The sequence below is a fragment of the Azonexus sp. genome, assembly GCF_030824335.1.
Lineage (GTDB): Bacteria > Pseudomonadota > Gammaproteobacteria > Burkholderiales > Rhodocyclaceae > Azonexus.
Genome location: NZ_JAVBXX010000020.1, coordinates 25,569 through 47,935, shown reverse-complemented (window position 1 = coordinate 47,935; position 22,367 = coordinate 25,569). Strand labels below are relative to the sequence as shown.

Here is a 22,367-nt window from a genome sequence, read left to right as displayed (position 1 = left end):
CATGAACAAGTCTGCAATTTATCTGCTGCCTTTCCTGGCTGCCGGTTTCGTCGGTGCCGCCCAGGCGGCGACCGAGGCCGATGTCGAAAACTCCTTCAATCCGTACAAGGCAGGAATGCCGGGTTTTGCCGGGTTGACCGCAGGATCCGTGATCAACAAGGGTAATGTCGAGCAGTTCAAGGAAGTGCTGGGGGCTGGCGTCTACCGTCTGATCAAGGATGGCCTGTTTGAAATGAAAGTTGGCGCGACGACCCAGTTCGCCATCAACAAGGCCTATGTCGATGCCACCAAGGCCAACCTGAACAAGACCAAGCTGGGCGACAAGCCGGGTGAGCTGAACGGCTACGTCGCCGGTCGTCCGTTCCCGGAGGAGCCGGATGTCAAGGATCCGCGTGCCGGCGAGAAACTGGCCTGGAACTACAAGTACGGTGTCAACTGGGGTGACGGCGCGATCATTTCGCCGTTCTACTGGAAGTACCGCAACATGCAGAGCGGTCAGGTGGAAAAGACCATCAAGTACGACTTCCACTTCCTGAATTTCATGCATCGCACCAAGGATGCGCCGATTCCGGAAATCAAGCCGAATCCGTCCGGCATCTTCCGCGCCATCTACGTGAAAGCGCACGAGCCGCAGGATTTGAAGAACACCCAGTTGCTGATCCAGCGTTTCGAAGACGACAACAAGCTCGACGACGCCTACCTGTATCTGGGCTTCCAGCGCAGGGTCCGTCGTCTGGCGCAAGGCCAGGTAACCGACTCCTTCCTCGGTTCCGATCTGATGATCGAAGACTTCGAAGGCTACAACGGCCGGGTTTCCGACATGAAGTGGACTTTCAAGGGCACCAGGAACGTCATGTTGCCGTTGTGGAACCACAATGAACTGAAGCTGGCGAGCGATATGCCGGCCGAAGCAGATGGTTTCAAATATGTCGATTTCGGCGGTCAGGGCAAGTGTTTCCACGAAGGCACCTGGCAGTTGCGCAAGGTCTATGTGCTTGAGGCCGCTCCGGTCAACCCGAATCATCCCGTCAGCAAGCGAGTGTTTTACATGGATGCCCAACTTGGCAACCTGAACGGCGCGAATGAAATCTACGACCGCAAGGGTGAGTTGTGGAAGGTCTTCATGGTCGGCAAGTCGCAGGCCGACAATCATTTGCCGGTCAACAAGGGGGCTGGCATCGGGATCGACGATGCTTTCTCGATGGTCGATCTGCAGTCCAAGCATTGCACTACCGGGCAATTCAAGGGGCAGGTTGATCCAAAACGCAATCCGCCAGCCCTGTTCCAGGTGCAGAACCTGCGCGGCGGGGATTGATCCCGGCCCGGCAGAAATACGACAGTCTCTGCGGGTGAGAGGTCTCCGACAGACCTCTCCTCAATTCCGGGGGAGGGCAGCAGCCTTCCCCTTTTTTTGACCACAAATCATTCCCGTGAAAACAATAAAAACTGTAGGGCGGGAAGTACAAGGAAGACAGCGTATGGCACTGGAAAGTATTGCCGAGCCGGTCGGCCCAGGCGCGGCGTCCGGCAGATTGAGTCAGTTGGCCGAATTACTGCGCCACCACCTGGATGCGTTGGCCGCACTGAGCGCCGAGTTGACCTGCGCACTGGATGAAGAGGCTTCGTCGGTTCGTCGTATTGCGGCGATCCAGCAAAGTCTGGCGAGTTGTCAGGAGATGGAACAGGAAATATCCCGGGAAAGAGGAAGGGGATGACTAAACCAGTTTTTCGTTATCTCGTGATGCCCAGGTTGACGCGCTGGATGGCGTGGTGGTTGAAGCGCTAGAGCGGCACCAATCCCTGGACTAGACCTTATAATTCGGCGATCAATCCCAAAACACGGAGAACCCCAATGGCAAGAATGGTCAATTGCATCAAACTCGGTCGTGAAGCCGAAGGTCTGGACATGCCGCCTTATCCGGGCGAACTGGGCAAGCGCATTTTCGAGCACGTTTCGAAGGAAGCCTGGCAACAGTGGATCAAGCTGCAAACCATGTTGATCAACGAAAATCGCCTGAATCTGGTTGATGCCAAGCATCGCAAGTATCTGTCGGAGCAGGTCGAGAAGCATTTCTTCGGCGATGGCGCCGATCAGATTCAGGGTTACGTGCCGCCACCGGCCTGAGTTTTCTTTTTTTCGAACAAAAAACCCCGCTTCGCGCGGGGTTTTTTGTTGCCGGATTTTCCGCTTGCTGCCTCATCTGACATGGGCCAAGGCATAAATCGTGATGCCGGCCAGCGGCAGGAGAATACCGCCGAGACAGAGCAAGGTTTGCCGCAGGGCGTTGTCCAGGCTGACGGCGCTGGCTTCGATTTCGTCGTGCATGCGCCACATCTGCCAGCTTAGTGTATTGCTCTCTTCCGCATCACTTCCGACAGGGGCGTTTGGCCATGGGGAGGGGCTGCAGCGGGTGGTTGCCGCATGATGGCTTGCCTGCTCGTCCCGCTTGCCAGCCAGGCGCTGGCGCTGAGCCAGGGTCGTACCGTGGCTCGAATGCTCGGTGCGCTGGGTGCCGGGGCGATCATATTGCTTGTGGGAAGTCATGTCTGGCTCCTGTATTTCGAAAGATGAGCCTTGATCATGCTCGGCCTTGATTGCACCAAAATGACGAAAACATTTAAGGTGGCGCAAATCGCGGCCCTCCAGGGGTTTCCCGATAATTGTCACTTAACTGCAATACCCGCTCACTAGACTTGCCCGTCGTGTCTTTATACAAAGTGAGTTCCATGATGCTTGAGTTGGATGATGAAGTGGCCGAGTTGCACCGGATTATTGCCGGCGGCCAACTCAGCCCTGTGTTCCAGCCGATTATTGATTTTCGTGCCCGCGCCACGCTGGGTTACGAGGCCTTGATCCGGGGGCCGCAGGATGGCGCCTTGCATCGGCCGGTCCAGCTTTTTGCGGTGGCCCGGCGTCATGGACTTGGTTTGGCGCTTGAGCATGCTTGTCGGCAAACCAGTCTGCGGGCCTTTGCCAAGCTCGGTCTGCCTGGTCGCCTGTTTCTCAATGTAACGCCCGGTTGCCTGCTGGATTTGCAGATGATGGATGGGGATGCACGGGAATTGCTTGCTGAAGTGGGATTGGCGCCGAACCGGATCGTCATCGAACTCACCGAGAATCAGAGCATTGCCGATGTGCCGGGCATGCAGGAAGCCTTGCTGCACTACCGCAGTCGGGGCTTCAAGTTCGCCATCGATGATCTGGGCGAAGGTTTTTCCAACCTGCGCATGTGGTCGGAAGTGCGTCCGGAATACGTCAAGATTGACAAGCATTTTGTCAATGGAATCGCCGATGACCGGATGAAGTTTCATTTTGTTCGCGCCATGCAGGATCTGGCTGAGACCTGTAAATCCTCGCTGATCGCCGAAGGTATCGAGCGGGCAAGCGACTTTCTCTGTATTCGTGACATGGGCATTGCCTGCGGTCAGGGGTGGTTCATCGCCCGGCCGGCCATTGAGCCGGCTCGCCAGTTGCCAGCGCACGTCATGAGTGCGTTAGCTCAGTCGCCATTGTCATTTTCTCCGTTGAGCAGCGGCACCACGGCACCACCCACGGCTGGCAGTCTGCTACGCAAGGTCGAACCCCTGCCGCATGACGCCAATAACGAAATGGCGATTACCCGGTTCGAACAGAATCCCGAACTCGGTGTACTGCCGGTGGTCAAGGGCATGCAGCCGGTCGGGGTGATCAACCGGCACAGCATGATCGACCGTTTTGCCCGACCGTTCCGCCGTGAGTTGTTTGGCAAGAAGTGCTGTGACCAGTTCATGGACCAGGTGCCGCTGGTGGTTGACGAACATGCGGGGATTCAGGAGCTGGCGATGATGCTGGCGCTGGCGCCGAAACACTACATGCTGGATGGCTTCATCATCACTTCGGGGGGTAGCTATGTCGGGATGGGCAGCGCTCATGATCTGATGGCGACGATCACCGAGATGCAGATCAGCGCCGCCCGCTACGCCAATCCACTGACGCAGTTGCCGGGTAATGTGCCAATCAACGAACACATCGACCGCATGCTGACAACCGGCACCGAGTTTGTGGCGGCTTATATCGATATCGACAATTTCAAGCCGTATAACGACACCTTCGGTTATCGCCGGGGTGACGACGTGATTTTGCTACTGAGTCAGCTGGTACGTGAGTCGGTCGATCAGCGCAGCGACTTTGTCGGGCACATTGGCGGCGACGATTTTTTCGTGATTTTCCAGAGTGCGGACTGGGAAAATCGTTGCTGGCAACTGGTCAGCAGCTTTGCCGAGCGGGTTGAAGCGATGACCAGCCCGGAAGAGTCGGCACACGGTGGTTACATGGCTGACAACCGGCGGGGTGAGTTCGGTTTTCAACGCCTGCCAACCCTGTCGGTCGGTGCGGTACGCGTCATGCCCGGTCAGTGCGAGTCGCACCGCGAGGTGGCTGCGGCAGCGAGTGTGGCGAAAAAGCAGGCGAAGAAACGCAGCAAGGAATCGAGTGGCAGATTCTCCGGCAGTGTCTTCATCGAACGACGCCGGCTAGGCCATGGGGATGCGCATAGCCCGGTGCTGCGCCTGCTGAACTGAAATTTCCCGAATCCTGCGGTCGACCCTAGGGCCAGCCGTTGTTTTTATGGTCCTGGGGCCAGCCGTTGCTTTCATGGCCGCAGGATTCAGGGGCATTTTCAGCTGATCTTCTTTACCCCTTCCGCCGTGCCGAGCAGCAATATATTGGCCGGACGCATGGCAAACAGACCGTTGGTGACGACGCCGACAATCTGGTTGATCTGTGCTTCCAGCCCCTTCGGATCGGTAATCGACAAGCCTTTGACGTCGAGAATCAGGTTGCCGTTATCGGTCACGAAGCCTTCGCGCAATACCGGCGTTCCGCCGAGTTTTACCAGTTCGCGTGCGACGTGAGCGCTGGACATCGGAATGACTTCAACCGGTAGCGGGAACTTGCCCATCGTTTCGACCAGCTTGGAGCCGTCGGCGATGCAGACGAAAGTCGTTGCTACGGCAGCGACGATTTTTTCCCGGGTCAGCGCGCCGCCGCCGCCCTTGATCATGTTCAGCCCGGCATCGATTTCATCCGCCCCATCGACGTAGACCGGAATATTGTCGACGTCGTTAAGGTCGAGCACGGCAATGCCATGTCCTTCAAGGCGCTTGCGCGTCGCTTCCGAACTGGCCACGGCACCCCGGTAGCGTGCCTTGAGCGGGGCCAGTGCATCGATGAAGAAATTTGCGGTCGACCCGGTGCCGACGCCAATAATGGCGCCCTCCGGGGCGTGTTGGGCTACGTAGTCGGCGGCGGCCTGGGCAACGGCCTGTTTGAGTTCGTCCTGGGTCATGGCGATGCTCCGAAAAAGTGTCGGCAAGCATTGTACCTGTCAAAAAACTTTAACTTTCGCCGCCGCCAATATCGATAAACTACACATACTGTTTTTTCAGGGAGAAAAGTCATGACCGATAGCAAGCAGGCAAGCAAACCCGCCGCACTGAAATCGCCGGCCAAACTCAAGCCGCGCGTTGGCGCCCCACAGGCCGCTGCCACCCAGCCGCTGCCGTCTGCTGCGCCAGCGGAGCCAACGGCGGATGTCGCACCGGTGCTTGACGCCGTGACGCAGCCGGATAGCCCGTCGGCCGAGCAGGCAGCAGCCAAGCCGGCGAGTTCATCCGCTGGTGCCAAGGCCCGCAAGCCTTCTGCCGTGGATCAGACGGTAGCCAAGCATCAAAAGGCACTGGCCGAAGCCCTGGAAAAAGCCGAAGCCATCAGTTACGACCCGCAGCAGGCACCGAAAGCGGTAAAAGCCGCCAAGTCGGCGAAAGTGGAAAAGCCGGCCAAGACTGAAAAACCGGTCAAGCAGAAGAAAACCAAACTGGTTCGCGACAGCTACGCGATGCCGGAGCACGAGTATGCGCAGATTGCCGGGCTCAAGAAGCGCTTGAGCGGCCTGGGCAACGAGGTCAAGAAGAGTGAGCTGCTACGTTGCGGCATTGCCGTGCTGGCCGCGCTCAACGATGCCGAGTTGCAGGCAGTTGTCGGCCGGGTTGAGCGTATCAAGACCGGTCGTCCGAGCAAGAAGTAAATCCAGCGGGCTGGCGGTATTTTCGTCAGCCCGTTTTGTTGCCGATAAGGGTTTTTCAGCCCTTCAACCAAGCGATCAATTCGTCCTTGCTCGGCATGCGCCCGGATACCTTGACGGCCTCGTCGACGACCAAGGCTGGCGTGGTCATGATCGGGTAGGCCATGATCTGGTCCATGTCGCGAACATGCTCGAAGCTGGCTTCGATACCCAGTTCGGCCACGGCTTCGCGCGTCAGTTGCTCCAGCCGGTTGCACTTGGCACAGCCGGTGCCGAGAATTTTGATCAGCATGATGAACTCCTTTTGAGATCGGGTCAGTGAGGGCGGGGGCGGCTCAGCCAGTGGGTCGAGCCGATGATCAAGCCGATGATCAAGCCGATGAAACCGGCGAGGTAAGCCGCCAGAACGAGTATCGAGGTCCCATCGACCCAGGCGCCGTAAGTCAGCCCGGCCAGTGTCGAGAACAGGGCAACGAGGCCGACATAAGTCCAGGCGCGCAGTTTGCCGATGATCGCCGTGGTGATCAGGATGCTCTGTAGCGACAGTTCCGGATCGGCCATCAGGTAAGCGATCAGCGGGCCGGGGTGCATGCCGAGCGACAGGAACATCTTGGCGATCGGTACTTCGACCAGCGTCGGGAAGTACATGAAGACACCGAACACCACACCGGCCAGGTTGGCCAGCACGGTATTGCTGCCGGCAATGGCCTGTATCCACGCTGGCTGGATGAAGACGCGAATCACCCCAACCAGGAAGACGCCGACGATCAGCAAAGGAAAAATCTGTTTGACGAAACGCCAGGTCTCCCACAGCCACTGCTGTACATCCCAGGCTTCAAATCGCCTGGCCAATGGGTAAAGCGCGGCGCAGAGCAGGGCGACGGCCAGGGTTCGGCCGCTGATATTCAGGCGCAGGCCGCTTTCCTGCACCTGGATGCCTAGCGCGGCAAAGAGCAGGGTGGCGGCGATCAGCAGCAGGCTGAGCGAGGTCATGCGGTTGTAGCCGTTTTCGATCTTGCCCAGGCCTTGCCAGGCGACGGCACCGATGCCGCCAAGCAACGTAATCAGTAGCACGCCTTGCAGGCTCAGCCCTTCGGCGCCAGTCGCTGCATCGACCGGTACCCAACGGTCGAGTGTGGCCTGCATGATGGGGGCGCCCAGCCAGGGCAGGTTGATTTGCAGCAAGCTGGTCTGCAGAAAGTCGAGTTTCAAGGTGCCGGCCAGCAGCAGGGCAACCAGCGTGCCGAGAAAGCGCCAGGTATTGCCGCTAATGCCTTCGCCAGCCGCAAAGGCTTGCGTGTCTGCGCTACGGGCGACATCGTCGGCGCGAAAAATGCTCGCCATGATCAGTCCGATGCCGATCCCGAAGGACAGGGCGAGCACAATGCGGGCGATGGCGAAATCGGCCCCCAGGGCAACACCGGTATAAGACAGCGCCAGGATGTTGCCGGCCGGCGCAAAGAACAGGAAAGTAATGGCAGGCCCCAGCCCGGCCCCCTTTTTGTAGATGCCGGCAAAGAGTGGCTGAACGGTGCACGAGCAAACGGCGAGCAGGCTGCCTGCCCCGGCTGCGGCCGGATAAGAAATCCATTTCGGCGCGTCCGGGCCAAGAAAACGGATGATCGATTGCTGTGGCACCAGGGCCGACAAGGCGCCGGCAATGAAAAAAGCCGGTACCAGGCAGAGCAGCACATGCGCCGCCAGGTAGGAGGCCAGGCTAGCCATGCCGCCCTGCAGGGCGGTGAGCAGGATATCCATGATCAGATCCTCGTCTTGTCTGGCGGCACCGGTTTGGTGCCGTATATCCGGTGAAGCAGCAGCGTTGCCAGCAAGCTTGCCGCGAGCAAGCCCAGTGCGACGCGCAGATCGTTCAGGGCGGCCGGGAAAAACACCAGCAATAGACCCAGTGCCAGCATCATCAGCCCGGATAGCAACTTCAGTATGCGCCCTTCTCTTTCGCTGAGCTTGCGTGAACCGAGCGTGAAGGTGAAGGCGATGGTGATGATCAGCAGCGGCGTGACGTAAATCAGGTTGTAGATGCCCAGCCACAGGTAGTGCTGCCAGGGTGCCAGTTCGGCCAGTGTCAGCAATCGCGTATAGACCATCGGAAAACCGGCGGTGCACAGCAATTCGTAGCTATTGGCCACGATGGCCAGCGTGATCGTGCCCAGGGTCATGGCGAACAGATTGTCGGCCTGCAACAATTGCCGCATGCGCCGGAACAGCCCCGGCTTGGCCGTGTCCGGGATGCTCAATGAGACACCCTGCTTGAACCAGAAGTAATCCTTGATGTTGAGCAGTGCGATGAGTAGCGCCACGCCGCCGGCCAGCGTGGTGACGATGGCCAGTTCGCCCAGCCAGCGGAACATGTTGAGCCAGGCGGCCATGAACAGGAAATAGATCAGTCCGGAAATGCTCAGGAACAGTCCGCCGATATATAGCATGCGCAGCCGGCTGCCGGCGTGCACCAGCAGCGACAGCAAAAATAGCAGGACAAAGAAGGCGCAAGGGTTGAAGGCGTCCAATCCGGCGATGACCAAGGTCAAGGCGGGCAAGGACCAGCCGGAGATGTCGGTATTGCCCAGTCCGGGAAGTGAAAATCCCGGCTCTGGCGGTGTTTTTTGCGATTTATTGCGGTCGACCGCAGTTGGCGGCTGTTTTTGCCGGTGGCAGTCGATCAACGCGGTTTCCAGCGCCTTGCCGCTGATTTCCGCCGTATCAAAGCCGACTTCGAGGCGGCCGCAGAAGACGAAAGCCGGGACGCTGCGGGCACTTTCCCCCACCTCGGCAGCCATGTCGATGTAGCGCTGTGCTGCTTCTGCCTCCTTGCTCAGGTTGTAGCTATGCAGCCGCAGCCACGCATGGCGGTTTGGCAAGGCTTCGACGAAAGGCCGTGCCGCCAGGCAGTGCGGGCAGGTTTCGGTCCAGAAAAAATACAGATCAACCGGGGCCTCTGCCTGTGCTTCGACGTGGTCTGCGGGGGCTGCCAGCGCAATCGATGCCGTCAATCCACTCATCAGCCACAGGATGAGGATAGCCAGCAGTTGGCCTGGGTGACGGCAAGGGTGAGTCATGCGGTGCTTGATTGGTCGAGCTGGGTGAGTCCGCCTACGCCGACCGGCGCGACCGCCAGCCAGGGCACCAGCGCGCAGCGCGGGGCCAGGGTGTCGGCGACACGGCGGATGTAGGGAATTTCGTAGGCGCCCCGCAGCGCCAGCAGCGGGTCATGGGTGCCGCTGGCGAGCAGGCATTGCTCGATCACCCAGGCCCACGGCTTGATGCCGGCGCGGGCGAGATCGGCCTGCAAGCGCTCGGCTTCGTGTACCGGCGTGGCTTCCGGCAGCGTGACGATCAGCACATGGGTGAAGGCCGGATCGCGCAGACGCGGCAGCAGTTGCGTCACCGCTGCCGGCATCTCGCCGCGCGTACGCAGGACTTCGCGGTGATAGGCCTCGGCGGCGTCGAGCAGCAGGATGGTGTGGCCGGTCGGTGCGGTATCGAGCACGACGAAGCCGTCGCTGCCCCGGTCGACTTCGCGGGCGAAGGCGCGGAAAACCGCGATTTCCTCGGTGCACGGCGAGCGCAGGTCTTCTTCGAGCAGGGCCAGGGCGCTCGGGTCGAGGGCGCTGCCGGCTTTGGCCAATACCTCCTCGGTGTAAGCAGCCACTTCCGCTGTAGGGTCGATCTTGCTGACCGAAATGCCGGAAATTTCACCGTCGACCGCAGCAGCGATGTGGGCGGCCGGATCGGTGGTGGACAAGTGTACCCGGTGGCCGCGCCGGGCCAGAGCGACGGCGATGGCTGCGGCAACGGTGGTCTTGCCGACGCCGCCTTTACCCATGGTCATCACGACGCCGTGGCCGGCTGCGGCGAGTTCGTCGATCAATTTGCCCAGGCCGTCGGGCATCGCTGTGGAGGTTTCGGCTGGGCTGACCGACAGGTTGGCATTTTCCGGATGGACGACGGCGCGCAGCGCCGCCAGGCCCACCGTGCCGCGCGGCAGGAAAGGGACGACATGCCGGGGCAGGGTGCCGAGTCCGGGCGGCATGGCGAGCAGCGCATCGACGCTGCGCTTGCTCATGGCCAGTGCGACCGGATCGTCTGAGGCCGCCGTGAACAGGCCGTTGATGGCCAGCCGGATGTTGCTGATGCCGAGTTCGGCCAGTTCGTGCCGGGTACGTTCGGCTTCGCGTAAGGCCGCCGGATCGGCTCGGGCGACCAGCATGACGCGGGTGGCCGCCGGGTCGGACAGCCGGCTGACCGTCGCGGCATACAGGGTCTTCTGTTTTTCCAGCCCGGCCAGCGGGCCAAGGCAGGAAGCGCCGCCCTGGCTGGTATCGATGTAACCGCTCCAGGCCGAGGGCAGGGTCAGCAGGCGCAGTGTGTGGCCGGTTGGCGCGGTATCGAAAATCACATGATCGAATGTTGCGGTCGACGCCGGATCGCCGAGCAATTTGGCGAACTCGTCGAAGGCGGCGATCTCTACCGTGCAGGCGCCGGAAAACTGCTCTTCCATGCTCTGGATCGCCGCCGCCGGCAGGATGTTGCGATACGGCGCGACCATCCGTTCGCGGTAGGCGGCGGCGGCAGCTTCCGGGTCGATGTTCAGCGCAAAGAGGCCGGGCACTCCGTTGATTGCGGTCGACGTGCCGGACAGCGACGTTTCCAGCACTTCATCGAGATTCGATGCCGGGTCGGTACTGACGATCAGCACCTGCTTGCCGCGTTCGGCGAGCGCCAGACCGGTGGCGCAGGACAAGGAGGTCTTGCCAACGCCGCCTTTGCCGGTGAAGAAGAGATAACGCGGTACGTCCTGCAGGTCGATCATGTTGTGTCTCTCAGCAGCAGCCGGATTTCGGCGAACAGCAGCTTTTGGCCGGGGCGGCTTCGCCCGCATCCAGCGTCAGGCCGAGCTTCTGCGCCAGTTGCGCGCGCGACGGGTAGAGGCCGGTAGTGACGATCTGGCCGTCGATGGCGATGATCGGCAGGCGTTCCATGCCAGCTTCCATTTCCTTGACCACGGCAGCGTTGACCGCAAAAGCCTGCGGTTCCTGGCCGAGGTTGTAACGCGTCACGCTGACCCCCTGCTCGCCAACCCAGGCCAGGTCGGCGGCAAACTGGACCAGTACCGGATCGACATCAACGCCGCAGACGCCAGTCGAACAACACATGGCGGGATCGTAAATTTCAAGTTTTTTCATGCTCATCTCCAGATGAAATTTTGAGTCTTGGTAGACCGCGTATCAAAGGGCTTTTTCGTACCAGGCCTTGCTTGAGTTAACCATCTTGACCAGCCACAGCATGACCGGCACCTCAATCAGCACGCCAACCACCGTTGCCAGCGCGGCACCGGAATCGAAGCCATAGAGCACGATGGCGACGGCGACGGCCAATTCGAAAAAGTTGGACACGCCAATCAGCGTCGATGGCCCCGCGACATCGTGGCGGACGCGGAATTTGCGGTTCAGCCAGTAGCCCAAGGCGGCAATCAGCAGACCTTGCAGGAAAATGGGCACGGCCAGCATGCCGATGATCAGCGGTTGCCGGACAATGGCCTCGCCCTGGAAGGCAAAGAGCAGCACCAGCGTGGCCAACAGGGCCAGCATGGTGAATGGGCCGATACGTTCGATGGCTTGCTGGAAGGCTGTTTCACCGCCACGCAGGAAATGCTTGCGCAATCCCTGGGCGATGCTCAGCGGGATGACGATGTACATCACGACCGAGAGCAGCAGCGTATCCCACGGAATCGGAATGGCTGAAACGCCGAGCAGGAAAGCGACGATGGGGGCGAAGGCGACGACCATCACCAGATCGTTCAGCGCTACCTGCGAGACGGTGAAAATCGGGTCGCCACGACACAGGTTGCTCCAGACAAAAACCATCGCGGTACACGGCGCGGCGCCAAGCAGGATCAAGCCGGCGATGTAGCTGTCCAGTTGATCGGCCGGCAAGTACGGTGCAAAAACGTGGCGGATGAACAGCCAGCCAAGCGCCGCCATGGTGAACGGCTTGATCGCCCAATTGACGAACAGCGTGATGCCGATGCTGGCTTTCTGGTTCTTCACTTCATGGATCGAGGCGAAATCGATTTTCATCAACATCGGGATGATCATTACCCAGATCAGCAGCCCCACAGGCAGATTGACCTGGGCATATTCCATCCGGCCCAGGGCCTGGAAAGCCGCCGGGAACCATTGGCCGAGCAGGATGCCGGCGACGATGCAGAGCAGCACCCAGAGGCTGAGATAGCGCTCGAAGAAACCCATCGGGGCGCCCGCAATCTGTTTGCCGGCCACGTTGCATTGGGCGCTCATTGTTCGCATTCCTGATGAATCTGGCGCGCTGCAGCAGCAATTTCTGCGGTCGACAGCGTTTCCAGCGGCAATTCGACGAAGGCTTCGACGCGCTGGCGCAGCAGTTGGTAGGCTTTCTCGAAAGCTTCGCGGCGAGCTTCCAGCGGCTCGACATGCGCCGGATCGTCAATGCCCCAGTGTGCCGTGGTCGGATGACCCGGCCAGATCGGGCAGGTCTCGCCCGCCGCCGAGGCGCAGACGGTGAAGATGAAATCGATGGCCGGGGCGCCGGGCGCCGCGAATTCGTCCCACGACTTGCTGCGTGCCTCGGGTAGCGGAATGCCGTGTTTTTTCAGCGTTTCCAATGCGACCGGATTGACCTTGCCGGAGGGCTGGCTGCCGGCCGAAAAAGCGCGGATGCGGCCTGGTATTGCACGGTTTCCGAGGTGGTTGAACAGCGCCTCGCCGAGAATCGAGCGAGCCGAGTTGCCGGTGCACAGCACCAGGATGTTGAAGGATTTTGGGGTCATGGGTTCTCCGTGTTGGCACAGTGATGCGCCTGCTCGCCGCAGGGTTCGCCGGCGCAGCAGTGCTCGGTCAGGTAGCCGAGCAGATCGTTCATCGCCGGGTAATCGGCTGAGTAATAAATGAAGCGCCCGTCCTGGCGACTGCGAATCAGCCCGGCGCGGTGCAATTCCTTGAGATGAAAGCTGAAACTGCCGTTCGCCTCGCTACCGAGCCGATTGGCCAGCTCAGCCACGCACAAGCCATCCGGCCCAGCCTGGACAAGACAACGAAAAGCCCGAAGACGTGTGTCGTGGGCAAGGGCTTTCAGGGCATTGATTGCGAGTTCTATTTCCATGTTTCTATAATATTGGAAATGTGCTTCGTAATACAAGCCCTGAGCCGCTGTCTATTTGCCTTGCAGGTTGACGCGCTTAGTCAAAAATGGGTCTGGTTCGTGGAAAAGTACTGCTGCAGATAGTGAAAGTTCTGCGTGCCGATGGCAGTCAGGTTATTGACCTTTGTGGACGTTCTCTTTGACGTTTTGTCCGGCTGCAATGCGCCAGTCATATGCCGTTCAGTCGTTGGCGAAAGTAATATCTGCTTTTCACTCCGAGTTACAGCCGGTCCTGACCCAACCCGGCGGATCGCATCTTGGTCTGTTCAATGGCCGGTTCGACATGGCTCAGCGTCCTGGCCGACGCATCCGGCCGCAGTACGGCTCGCCTGGCGAGGACGAAGAGGCGTCCTAGAGGACATGCATCGCATCTTTTGATGCCGTCCGAATTGGAGGCTATTTGCCGGACTTTTGCCACCATGCTGGAAGGCTTGGACTATCCTGCATATCCACTCAAAGTCCTACTCGGCCACAGCATGCGGGGCGACGTTACAACTCCTCACTATACCCAGATAGGCGGCGAGATCGTCACGCTCTGCAACGAAAAGCCCACCCGAGGCAAACCGGCACCCTGAATCAGACCCGGCAAACCTTCTGACAGATCAAACCTTCAGAATATCCACCGTTGACATCTTGAGGTATAACTCTGCCAAGTTACCAGACTTCACCCGAAACTGGCTGCGGCGCTTCGTTGTAGGCCGCGCCGCAGAAGCGTTCTCGACCTTGATGCCCGGATCGTAGTAGATCCGGCCGTTAAACATGGCTTCGAGAAACAGGAGAAAGTCCACTCCCTCTCCTAATTTGACGATGTTTCCGTAGCAGTACTTTCTGGAAGGCTCCAAGGCACACATGGAGGGAATAAATGCCGCCTGCGCGTGCTTCTTGTTCCAGTGATTCATCAGATCCTCATAGCGCCACGACGCAGCCTCCTCCCCTTCATCCGTCAGCAGTGAAATCCCAGCTGACTTTGAAAGGATCTGGCCGGAGGCACCATCAAAATCAACCAGTGTCAAAGTGAGCTTGGTGCGATGATGCTTTACGCCAACCTTGTGGATGCCCCCAAAGTTATAGCGGTCTTCACGACCAAGCCGGTCCTTGTAGCCAAAACGCCTTACAAAATCTATCACTCCGTTTGACTTGTAGTAGCCCGATGTCGGCTCCGGTGTCATCAGGGTAATGACGGAACTATCCAGCCGCGTAAACTTGCGTACACCATACTGTTTCAGTTCCCACCCCTTGAAGTCGGGATCCGCGTCCCCGTTTGGCCGGATTCCAAACTCTGATTCAAAGGTATATCCGCCACAGTGGGAATCATTGCAGGGCAGGTCATTACCATCCGTATCTAGCTTTCTGGAGTTCATCCAGCCTTTAAGGTGTATCTCTTTAAGCTTGCGAAGCAACTCTTCCTTCGGGTCTGCTCCGACAGGAATCTCGTAAAAAACCCTGATCTTCTGGATTCCGTGGGCGTGCCTGACTTCGTTGGCTATCGCATGCGTGTGCGGAAGAATTGAGGCAATTATTCGTCCGTCCGGATGAACCCCGAAGAACATTAGCCGCCCCGGCTGACATGTCTTCTGGTCCAGCAGATCGGATGGTCCGTTTGAACACCCTTCCAGGAATCCCGACAGGCGGACTTCCGGGTACTGGGGATAGAAAACGATCTGGGTGGCGGGCGCTTGATAGAGAGCGCCGCCAGCCATCATCCAGTAAAAATCCAGCCTCGCCTTGAATATGGGATTGTCGTCATTCGGATCGGAGAAAATCCCGAGTGTCGGGAACATCGTTAAAGCTGCGAAGCTCGCCCCGAGATAGATCTGCTGTTTGCTGTTGTTGTTTTTCGCGAGCACCTTCATGTAGAGCCGCGTAACCCCTTTCGAGGCATAAAGCTGCACAAGGTTTTCGAGCGTTTCAACCTGAAGGTGATTGGGCATCTGCCGGTCCTCTGATCTCAAGGGAAAGAGCATCGGAAGCTACCAGCCAACGGCAAATTCCGTCAATGACATTTGGAAAGTCATCAACCCGCGCCTTGCCGCGAAGAGCGCACTCCCAAACAGTCAGGACGCGCCAGCCGCTACCGGTCAGCAATCGGACATTTTCCTCGTCACGCAACCTGTTCCGGGCGATCTTGCCGGACCAGAATTGCGTGTTGGTGGCTGGAAGTCTGAAGAGATGGCAGTCGTGGCCGTGCCAGTAGCAGCCGTGAATAAACACGACCGCATGAAATTTCGGTAATACCAGATCCGGCTTCCCTGCGAGCGCATCATCGTGAAGACGATAACGGAATCCTCTCGCATGTAGCGCTTTTCGCACAAGCAGTTCTGGCTTGGTGTTCTTGCCCTTGATGCCAGACATCATCCGGCTGCGGGTCACCTTATCGACAACATCCACCACAGCAGGCTGCCTGCCAGGTAAGGATCAGGCAGCGGCGTACTGGAATGGCAGCTCCGGCTCCTGACTGTCCGCACAGAGCGCCGGGTACATCAGACGCGCCACGTGCGCCATGACGTCGACCACCACAGAATTTCCGAATTGCTTGTAGGCGCGGGTATCGGAAACAGGAATCCTGAATGAATCCGGGAACCCCATCAGCCGGGCGCACTCGCGTGGCGTAAGGCGACGCGGATTTACACCTTCACCCTGATACACCAGAATTTCCGAGCCATCCTTGTAGTAACGGGCGGAAAGCGTGCGCGCCACACTGTCTGACCTCACAAGACCAAAACCGAAGCCATTGCCCTTCGCTCGATGCTTCTCGGCATAATTTTGTAAATAGGCCCAGAGTTTATCTGTCAGCGTGTATTTGGCATCCACGGACTTTGTCGCGTGACTGAAGAAACGGTCACCATCCCACGGCAACAAAGGCTCACTGCCATCCGTCCGATGCAGGATTTCCTTGATGGTGCGCTCGCCTTTCTTTGGAAGAGGCAGCGCATCCCAGCCAAAGTTAACTTTGTCCACCTTGCGGAAACCCACGATAAGGATCCGCTCGCGATGCTGGGGCACGAAATGCGCGCCATCGACAACCCGGGGATGAATGTCGTAACCGAGATCATCCAGCGAACGCTTGATGACGTCGAATGTACGCCCCTTGTCGTGGGACATCAGATTTTTTACGTTCTCCAGCAGGAAAGCCTTCGGCTGCTTCGCCTCGATGATGCGGCAGAGATCAAAGAACAAGGTGCCCTGTGTTTCACAGGCAAAACCGTGAGCGCGCCCTAGCGCATTCTTCTTCGAGACGCCCGCAATCGAGAACGGCTGGCACGGGAAACCGGCTAGCAGCAGATCGTGATCGGGAATATCGGCCGCAGCGATCTTGGTGATGTCTCCATTGATGGCATGACCACGAGGATAATTTTCCACATAGGTTTTCTGGGCATAGTTGTCCCACTCGCTGGTAAAGACACAACGCCCGCCAATCCCCTCGAAGGCCATCCGGATACCACCAATCCCGGCAAAGAGATCGATAAAGGAAAACTGCGAGTCGCCCTCAAACGGCAGCTCCAGAGGCAGAAGCTGTTGTAGCCCGAAGACATAACTCTGGGGGACCGACTGATTGACAATCCAGTGGCGGATAGTCCGCGGAGTGACGCCCAAGTGTCGTGCAATATCCACTTGGGAATGATGGTTCAAAGCCTTTGTAAAGTACTGTGCCGCCAGGTCTCTGTCCGGTCCGGTATGAAAAACAGTAGCCATGCCGCCACTCCTCTGGGAATAAAAGCGGAAATTACGCCTGTTTTCGTCCCAGCGCAAGTTGCAGAAGACAGCTGCCTGCCCTGCAGTCGTTGGCGAGGAGAAGCCTCGGTCGCGTATAGACTACACAGAAGAGGGGATTTCGAATGTAGGGTCGCTTTTGCAGAAAACGCTCGAAGGGTTAGCCATCAGAAGGTTGGCGGCCCGGAAGCCTTGCACTACTTGCCTTCGGAGCCTGGCACCAAAGCATCGCCGATCCGATTACGAATTAATTGTCTGCAAATCGACGTATAGCGGACGCAAAAACAACTGAAGTCCAGCATCTCCTTCGGCTGATTAACAGCCCCGTCACTACGATCTGTATCAGTCACTCTGGCCTCCACCGGAGCGGGACCAGCCCGGATACCTTCCCAATCCAGAAGGGTTCCGCATCGACCCCTGCTAAAAGGAAAAAACTCCCCCGGAGTTTCACGCCTCTGGAGCAACAAGGGGGCATGGTTTCGTCAATCTATTTGGCAAGCAGAGCTGGCGTTGGCATGCCTAAGGTTGGTTGGTGGATAGTTCTTTGATCTCGCGATAGTTGGCATCCGAGGTCGGGACGAAGCCAAGCATGTGAAGTTGCTCAAACATGCCTTTCAGGGAACTTGTATCGCCGAGAAAGACCTGTTTTATTTTTGTTGCCAGCGCCGGGCAAAGGCCTTGGCGAATTACAAATGGGTCATACGGGATGGGGTTTGATGTCCAGATCAAGACAAAATCCCCTGCCTCGATTTTGCCCAGTCGCAAAGCTTCATCGAGCCGGCCGCTGGCGACGAAGGCGGCTTCCACCTGGCTTTTTTTCAGGGCATCAATAGCCCGGTCATGGGAGCCTGCATAAACCACACGCTTGAAATACCCTTCCAGGGGCATGCCGGTGAGCTTGCTGATTGCCTGGCGCGGCAAGATTGCACCCGAGGTGCTGGCTGGGTCGGTTAGTGCCAGCGTTGCGTTCTTTAATTGCGCCAGACTGGTCGCTGCTTTGTCACGTCGGGCGATCAGCAAGGAACGATAAAAAGCACTGGATTCCGTGTGTGGACCGCGTTGTTGCGAGAAGGTGGCAAAGGGGGTAATTCTGGCGCCACGGCTCATAGCAATCGCGTAGGAGGCTGGCCCCAGTTCGGCAAGGTCTACGCTTTCAGCCAGCAAGGCCTCGATGGCAGTGCCGTAAGACGGAGTCGAGGTGAGTTCGACTCGCCGTTGCAAAACCTTTTCCAGGCGTTCGATCAGCGGTTGATATTGTGTTCGCTGCATCTCCGGGTTCTTGATCGGTGACAGTGCCAGGCGTAGTGGTCTGGGGTCATCGCAAGAACTGGCAGTTGCAGATAAAGACAGGCTCAGCAAGGTGAGGATAAGGCTGATGGCGAGGATCGATTGAGTCATGAGGAAACAGGAAAAAGGAAAGCTTGTTTGAGTAATTTGCGGGCTTCTTTGCTCGATACCGGTCGGCTCAAGAAATATCCCTGAGCTTCGTCGCAGCCTGCTGTCTTGAGATGGACGAGTTGTTCCAGTGATTCAACGCCGACCGCCACGACCCGCATGTGCAGGTTATGCGCCAGGGTGATGATGGATGAGATGGTCAGCGCATCATCCGGGCTGTTATGAATGTCCGAGACGAATCCACGATCAATTTTCAGGGAGCGGATGGGCAGGTTGCGGATGTAGGACAGGCTGGAAAATCCATTGCCGAAATTGTCGAGCGCGATGGACAGGCCCAGCGTCTCGAGTTTTTCCAGTATTTCGCCAGACAGTTCAAGCGACTCGAGCAGGCTGTTTTCGGTGATTTCGACTTCGAAATGCCGACCGTCAAGGCCGTGTCGTGCCAAGGTGGCGGCCATCCGGTTCGGTAAATCCGGATCCATCAATTCCATCGCTGAGACATTGTGGGCGATTGATACCATGTCACTGCCATCTCTTTGCCACGCCGATAATTCCTGACAGCAGGCGTCAAATACCCAGTTGCCCAAAGCACCAATCCAACTTGCGTGTTGGGCGCGAGCAATGAATTCGTTGGGCAGGATCAAGCCGAATTCCGGGTGTTGCCAACGAACCAGCGCTTCAAACCCGATAATCCGAAAATCGGAAAAGCGAACTTTGGGCTGGAAGTGAAGGACCAGTTGATGGTTCGAAATGGCCCCGGAAAAACTCTGTTCGAGACAATTTAGCTGGTCTGCTGAGCGGTTGAGATCATGGTCGAAAAAAATATAACGGCCTCGTCCACCGCGTTTGGCCTGGTACATCGCGCTATCGGCATTTTGGCAAAGCGTCGGGAAGTCGTGGCCGTCGCGTGGGAAAATTGCAATCCCGATACTGGTGCCGACCTCAACATCGTGACCTTCCAGATTTGTACAGGGGCGACTGATTTCTTCGACCAGTTTCGCTGCGATGCGAGAGGCGTCGTCAATATTTTCCAGGCCGGTTAGCAGCACTGCGAATTCATCACCGCCAAGCCGCGCTACCAGGTCGGATTCTCGCAAAGTTGAACTGAGACGTTCGGCAATGGTTTTTAACAGCAGATCGCCGACATGATGTCCCAGCGAGTCATTGACCTGTTTGAAACGATCAAGATCGAGGAAGAGCAGGGCGTAAACATTGCGCGAACGGCCCGCACCGGCCAGGTGGCTGCTTGCCAGTTCGTTGAACATGCGCCGGTTGGGTAGCCCGGTCAGATGGTCGTGGGCCGCCAGGCGCATGGCGCGCAGTTTTTCTTCTTCCAACTGGATAATCAGCTCGCGTTTTTCCTGATCTGCTGCTTCGAGGGCGGAGAACAGCTTGCCTTGGCGACGAATGTTGTTGGTCATCCAGCCGGTGATCAATATGAAAATCGCGGTGAGTAGCACCAGGTCATTGATCAGACGAGCGCGTGTAGCCAGGTGATCGGCTAGTGCCTCCCTGACTTCACGGCTGAGTACGACGATGAAAGGATGCTGATCGACTTGCCGGAAACTCGTCAGGTAATTCGGATTGTCTCGCGTCTGGGCGATGATTCCTGTCGGCCCGGCATGGGCGCGGATAAACGCAGGAAGTGCGCGGGTGCCGAGTTCGTTGATGGTCAGTCCGGCCTGGCTGGCTTCGACAATTTGCTCGCCAGTGTCCTTCAGGATATGAATGGCACCCGAAGGGCCAAAATCAATGTCCCGGTACAGGCCCAGAAAATAGCCCAGATCAAGGGTGACGAGCAGCACCCCGCGAGTTTTTCCGTCATTGCCTGATACGGGAAACAACAGCGGTACCTGCCATGCCTGATCGTGGCGTTCCGAGCCGGGGGCAAATTGCAGCCGGTCTGGCTTGTCGTTCGAGGTCTTTTCGAGCATCTGGCGTATCGCATCTCTTCGCCTGGCCCCGTTTGCCGCTGAACTGGCCGCCGGTGAGGAGGCATAGACTTGCTGAAGATTGCGGTCGTACAGCGCAATGCGTAAAAACGCCTTGTCCGCCGCTCGCATGGCAGACCAGCGATGCAAGGAGTTTTCCCGATTACCATCAAACCATTCGTTGGCCACGATGGACATCAGGCGTCCACGATCAAGAACCTGTGCCAGATTCTCGGCAATAATCGCGGCCAGGTTTTCTTGCTGCGTTTGCGCACTGTTGGTGACGAGCGTTTTTTCCGTTGCAATCCGCTGCAAGGTGCCCCACCAGGCGAGTGCAATCAAGGTGACCGTCAGGCCGATACTACCCAGCAGCAGTACATGCCATTCGTTGCCGCTCAGTCGCTTGATCCAGCGTGTGTAGCATTTTGTGAAAAGCATGGCCACATGGGGATTCCGCTATTTAAGCGACCGATTATATTGTTCGAGTATTACCGCTAGATGAACGAGACATGCCGGTTGCAAAGCCAGTGCCAACCGCCCCAGGGAGGGCGATGAGCACCTTGCTGCCGGCGCCTTATGCGCATTGGCTGGCGCGTTATCGTCCGGGCTGAGCCTGAGGAGCCTGATCGGTTTCGGGGAGCTGAGGCTTTTTTTGCAGCACGACAGTAAACCAGAACAGGCTGCCTTCGCCGGGTGTGCTGGTGACGCCGATCTGGCCACCCATCAGGTCGGCCAACCGTTTACTGATCACCAGGCCGAGGCCGGAGCCGCCGTAGCGGCGGGTGGTCGAGTTGTCGCCCTGTTCGAAAGCACTGAACAGGCGGGGCAGGGCGTCGGCTGCAATGCCGATGCCGGTATCGCGGACCTCGAAGCGCAAGCGTGCGCTGTCGGCGCTTTCTTCCTGAATGCTTGTCGTGACATGGATGCTGCCGACACGGGTGAATTTGACTGAGTTGTCGGTCAGGTACATCAGGATCTGGCCGAGGCGGCGCGCATCGCCGAGCAAGGTCAGCACGGCGAGTTCTGGCGGCGAGTCGATCCGGAACTGCAAGCCTTTGTGTTCGGCAGCCGGGCGCAGCAATTTGTCCAGTCGGGCGAGGATTTCGCCGGGCTGGAAGGGCTGGTTTTCCAGTGTCAGGCGCTCGGCTTCGATCTTCGAGAAGTCGAGAATGTCGTTGAGCAGGCGCATCAGATGCTCGGCAGAGCGCTGGGCGATTGCCAGTTGTTCGCAGATTTTCGGGTCGTCACTGCGTTTGTGCGCCAGCGAGACCATGCCGAGCACGCCATTCATCGGCGTGCGCAATTCGTGGCTCATGTTGGCGAGGAAAGTGCTCTTGGCGCGATTGGCGGTGACGGCCAGGTCGCGGGTGATTTCCAGTTCATGCGTGCGGCTGGCGACCATTTCCTCCAGGTGGTCGCGGTGGTTCTGCAATTGCTGTTCCGCCCGCTCTTGCGTCATCAGGATCAAGCCGACGGCCATCAGTACCTGGCTGACCAGCGAGGTCACGAAAGAGACGATATTCAGCCAGCTGCCATCGAGGACGGATTGCGTTGCTGCTGTGCCATTGAGCGTCGCCAGCAGACGACCGATGTAAATCATGGCGATCAGCAGGAAGCCGGCCAGCAGCAGATATTGACCGCGTCCGGCGGTTTGTCGCCGGTGCTGCCACACGATGAAGCTGCAGTAGAGGGTTTGCAGGGTACCAATGGCGCCGTTGGTGGCAATACGCAATGTTGAATCGTTGATTATCAGCGGGAACAGTAGTGCGGTGACTACGACCGGTGTCCAGATCAGCCAATGTTGCGGTCGACGCCCCTGAAAATGAAAAATCCCCAGGCTGAACAGCGCAAAGACCGAGGACAACGCAACATTCCCGCCGACGACGCTCAGCCCGTCGCTTATCTGGCCGCGCAGTACGAACAGCGTATAGGCCGTGGCCAGCAAGAGCAGGCCGCTGGCCCAGAACATCAGGTTGCGATTGCGGCGAAAGCCGACCGTGGCGATGGCAATTGCCGCGGTCAGACCAATCGTGATGATGCTGAGCATCAAGGTTGGAATATGGATGCCCATCGT

The 22,367-nt window shown here is 58.2% G+C and carries 21 protein-coding genes; 5 read left to right on the top strand and 16 right to left on the bottom strand.

The genetic code is table 11. The features are described from left to right. Window position 1 precedes the first annotated feature (1 nt). From RCI20_RS13505 to RCI20_RS13495, 3 genes are all read left to right on the top strand, one after another. Window positions 2-1,315 carry a DUF1329 domain-containing protein gene (locus RCI20_RS13505; RefSeq protein WP_306606383.1) on the top strand — a complete coding sequence of 438 codons (1,314 nt, stop codon included), beginning with the start codon at window positions 2-4 and terminating at the stop codon, window positions 1,313-1,315. Between the two features lie 163 nt (window positions 1,316-1,478). Further along, the gene (locus RCI20_RS13500; protein WP_306606381.1) at window positions 1,479-1,715 is read left to right on the top strand and encodes a hypothetical protein; all 237 of its coding nucleotides are present in this window, start codon (window positions 1,479-1,481) and stop codon (window positions 1,713-1,715) included. A 137-nt stretch (window positions 1,716-1,852) separates the two neighbouring features. After that, window positions 1,853-2,125 carry an oxidative damage protection protein gene (locus RCI20_RS13495; protein WP_306606379.1) on the top strand — a complete coding sequence of 91 codons (273 nt, stop codon included), beginning with the start codon at window positions 1,853-1,855 and terminating at the stop codon, window positions 2,123-2,125. Window positions 2,126-2,197: 72 nt separating this feature from the next. Here the strand turns inward: RCI20_RS13495 and RCI20_RS13490 are convergent, their stop codons facing one another. Further along, complete coding sequence (locus RCI20_RS13490) at window positions 2,198-2,545, bottom strand: hypothetical protein (protein ID WP_306606377.1); 348 nt, start codon at window positions 2,543-2,545, stop codon at window positions 2,198-2,200. Window positions 2,546-2,727: 182 nt separating this feature from the next. Between RCI20_RS13490 and RCI20_RS13485 the strand changes: the two genes are divergently transcribed. After that, window positions 2,728-4,560 (top strand): GGDEF domain-containing protein, encoded by a 1,833-nt coding sequence (locus RCI20_RS13485; protein ID WP_306606375.1) that lies wholly within the window; start codon window positions 2,728-2,730, stop codon window positions 4,558-4,560. A 98-nt stretch (window positions 4,561-4,658) separates the two neighbouring features. Here RCI20_RS13485 and rpiA read toward each other — a convergent pair whose 3' ends face one another. Next, window positions 4,659-5,327, bottom strand: a complete 669-nt coding sequence (gene rpiA, locus RCI20_RS13480; protein WP_306606373.1) for a ribose-5-phosphate isomerase RpiA — start codon at window positions 5,325-5,327, stop codon at window positions 4,659-4,661. Window positions 5,328-5,438: 111 nt separating this feature from the next. Between rpiA and RCI20_RS13475 the strand changes: the two genes are divergently transcribed. Then, the gene (locus tag RCI20_RS13475; RefSeq protein WP_306606371.1) at window positions 5,439-6,065 is read left to right on the top strand and encodes a hypothetical protein; all 627 of its coding nucleotides are present in this window, start codon (window positions 5,439-5,441) and stop codon (window positions 6,063-6,065) included. Between the two features lie 55 nt (window positions 6,066-6,120). On the opposite strand, the gene RCI20_RS13470 is transcribed toward RCI20_RS13475, so the two are convergent. The 14 genes from RCI20_RS13470 to RCI20_RS13405 form a co-directional block, all read right to left on the bottom strand. Next, the gene (locus RCI20_RS13470; protein ID WP_306606369.1) at window positions 6,121-6,354 is read right to left on the bottom strand and encodes a thioredoxin family protein; all 234 of its coding nucleotides are present in this window, start codon (window positions 6,352-6,354) and stop codon (window positions 6,121-6,123) included. 23 nt (window positions 6,355-6,377) lie between these two features. Further along, window positions 6,378-7,820: a permease gene (locus tag RCI20_RS13465; protein ID WP_306606368.1), complete on the bottom strand. Its 1,443-nt coding sequence runs from the start codon at window positions 7,818-7,820 to the stop codon at window positions 6,378-6,380. Between the two features lie 2 nt (window positions 7,821-7,822). Beyond that, window positions 7,823-9,136: a thioredoxin family protein gene (locus RCI20_RS13460; RefSeq protein ID WP_306606366.1), complete on the bottom strand. Its 1,314-nt coding sequence runs from the start codon at window positions 9,134-9,136 to the stop codon at window positions 7,823-7,825. Then, window positions 9,133-10,890 carry an arsenical pump-driving ATPase gene (gene arsA / locus RCI20_RS13455; protein WP_306606364.1) on the bottom strand — a complete coding sequence of 586 codons (1,758 nt, stop codon included), beginning with the start codon at window positions 10,888-10,890 and terminating at the stop codon, window positions 9,133-9,135. Before arsA ends, RCI20_RS13460 begins: the two co-directional genes overlap by 4 nt. Window positions 10,891-10,900: 10 nt before the next feature. Further along, a complete protein-coding gene (gene arsD, locus RCI20_RS13450) occupies window positions 10,901-11,263 on the bottom strand; it encodes an arsenite efflux transporter metallochaperone ArsD (protein WP_306606362.1) in 363 nt (120 codons plus the stop codon). Window positions 11,264-11,305: 42 nt separating this feature from the next. Further along, window positions 11,306-12,376, bottom strand: coding sequence for an ACR3 family arsenite efflux transporter (gene arsB / locus RCI20_RS13445; protein ID WP_306606360.1), 1,071 nt, complete (start codon window positions 12,374-12,376; stop codon window positions 11,306-11,308). Then, window positions 12,373-12,885 (bottom strand): arsenate reductase ArsC, encoded by a 513-nt coding sequence (locus RCI20_RS13440; RefSeq protein WP_306606359.1) that lies wholly within the window; start codon window positions 12,883-12,885, stop codon window positions 12,373-12,375. The genes arsB and RCI20_RS13440 overlap by 4 nt, the downstream gene beginning before the upstream one ends. After that, complete coding sequence (locus RCI20_RS13435; protein WP_306606357.1) at window positions 12,882-13,217, bottom strand: helix-turn-helix transcriptional regulator; 336 nt, start codon at window positions 13,215-13,217, stop codon at window positions 12,882-12,884. Before RCI20_RS13435 ends, RCI20_RS13440 begins: the two co-directional genes overlap by 4 nt. A 641-nt stretch (window positions 13,218-13,858) precedes the next feature. Then, window positions 13,859-15,187, bottom strand: a complete 1,329-nt coding sequence (locus RCI20_RS13430; protein ID WP_306606355.1) for an MvaI/BcnI family restriction endonuclease — start codon at window positions 15,185-15,187, stop codon at window positions 13,859-13,861. Further along, entirely contained in the window at window positions 15,165-15,644 is a 480-nt protein-coding gene (locus RCI20_RS13425; protein WP_306606353.1) for a very short patch repair endonuclease, read from the bottom strand. Before RCI20_RS13425 ends, RCI20_RS13430 begins: the two co-directional genes overlap by 23 nt. A gap of 27 nt (window positions 15,645-15,671) precedes the next feature. Beyond that, window positions 15,672-16,949, bottom strand: coding sequence for a DNA (cytosine-5-)-methyltransferase (gene dcm, locus RCI20_RS13420; RefSeq protein ID WP_306606351.1), 1,278 nt, complete (start codon window positions 16,947-16,949; stop codon window positions 15,672-15,674). A gap of 537 nt (window positions 16,950-17,486) precedes the next feature. Next, window positions 17,487-18,365 (bottom strand): phosphate/phosphite/phosphonate ABC transporter substrate-binding protein, encoded by an 879-nt coding sequence (locus tag RCI20_RS13415; protein ID WP_306606349.1) that lies wholly within the window; start codon window positions 18,363-18,365, stop codon window positions 17,487-17,489. After that, window positions 18,362-20,731 carry a bifunctional diguanylate cyclase/phosphodiesterase gene (locus RCI20_RS13410; protein WP_306606348.1) on the bottom strand — a complete coding sequence of 790 codons (2,370 nt, stop codon included), beginning with the start codon at window positions 20,729-20,731 and terminating at the stop codon, window positions 18,362-18,364. Before RCI20_RS13410 ends, RCI20_RS13415 begins: the two co-directional genes overlap by 4 nt. A gap of 157 nt (window positions 20,732-20,888) precedes the next feature. Further along, window positions 20,889-22,364 (bottom strand): ATP-binding protein, encoded by a 1,476-nt coding sequence (locus RCI20_RS13405; protein WP_306606347.1) that lies wholly within the window; start codon window positions 22,362-22,364, stop codon window positions 20,889-20,891. Window positions 22,365-22,367 lie beyond the last annotated feature (3 nt).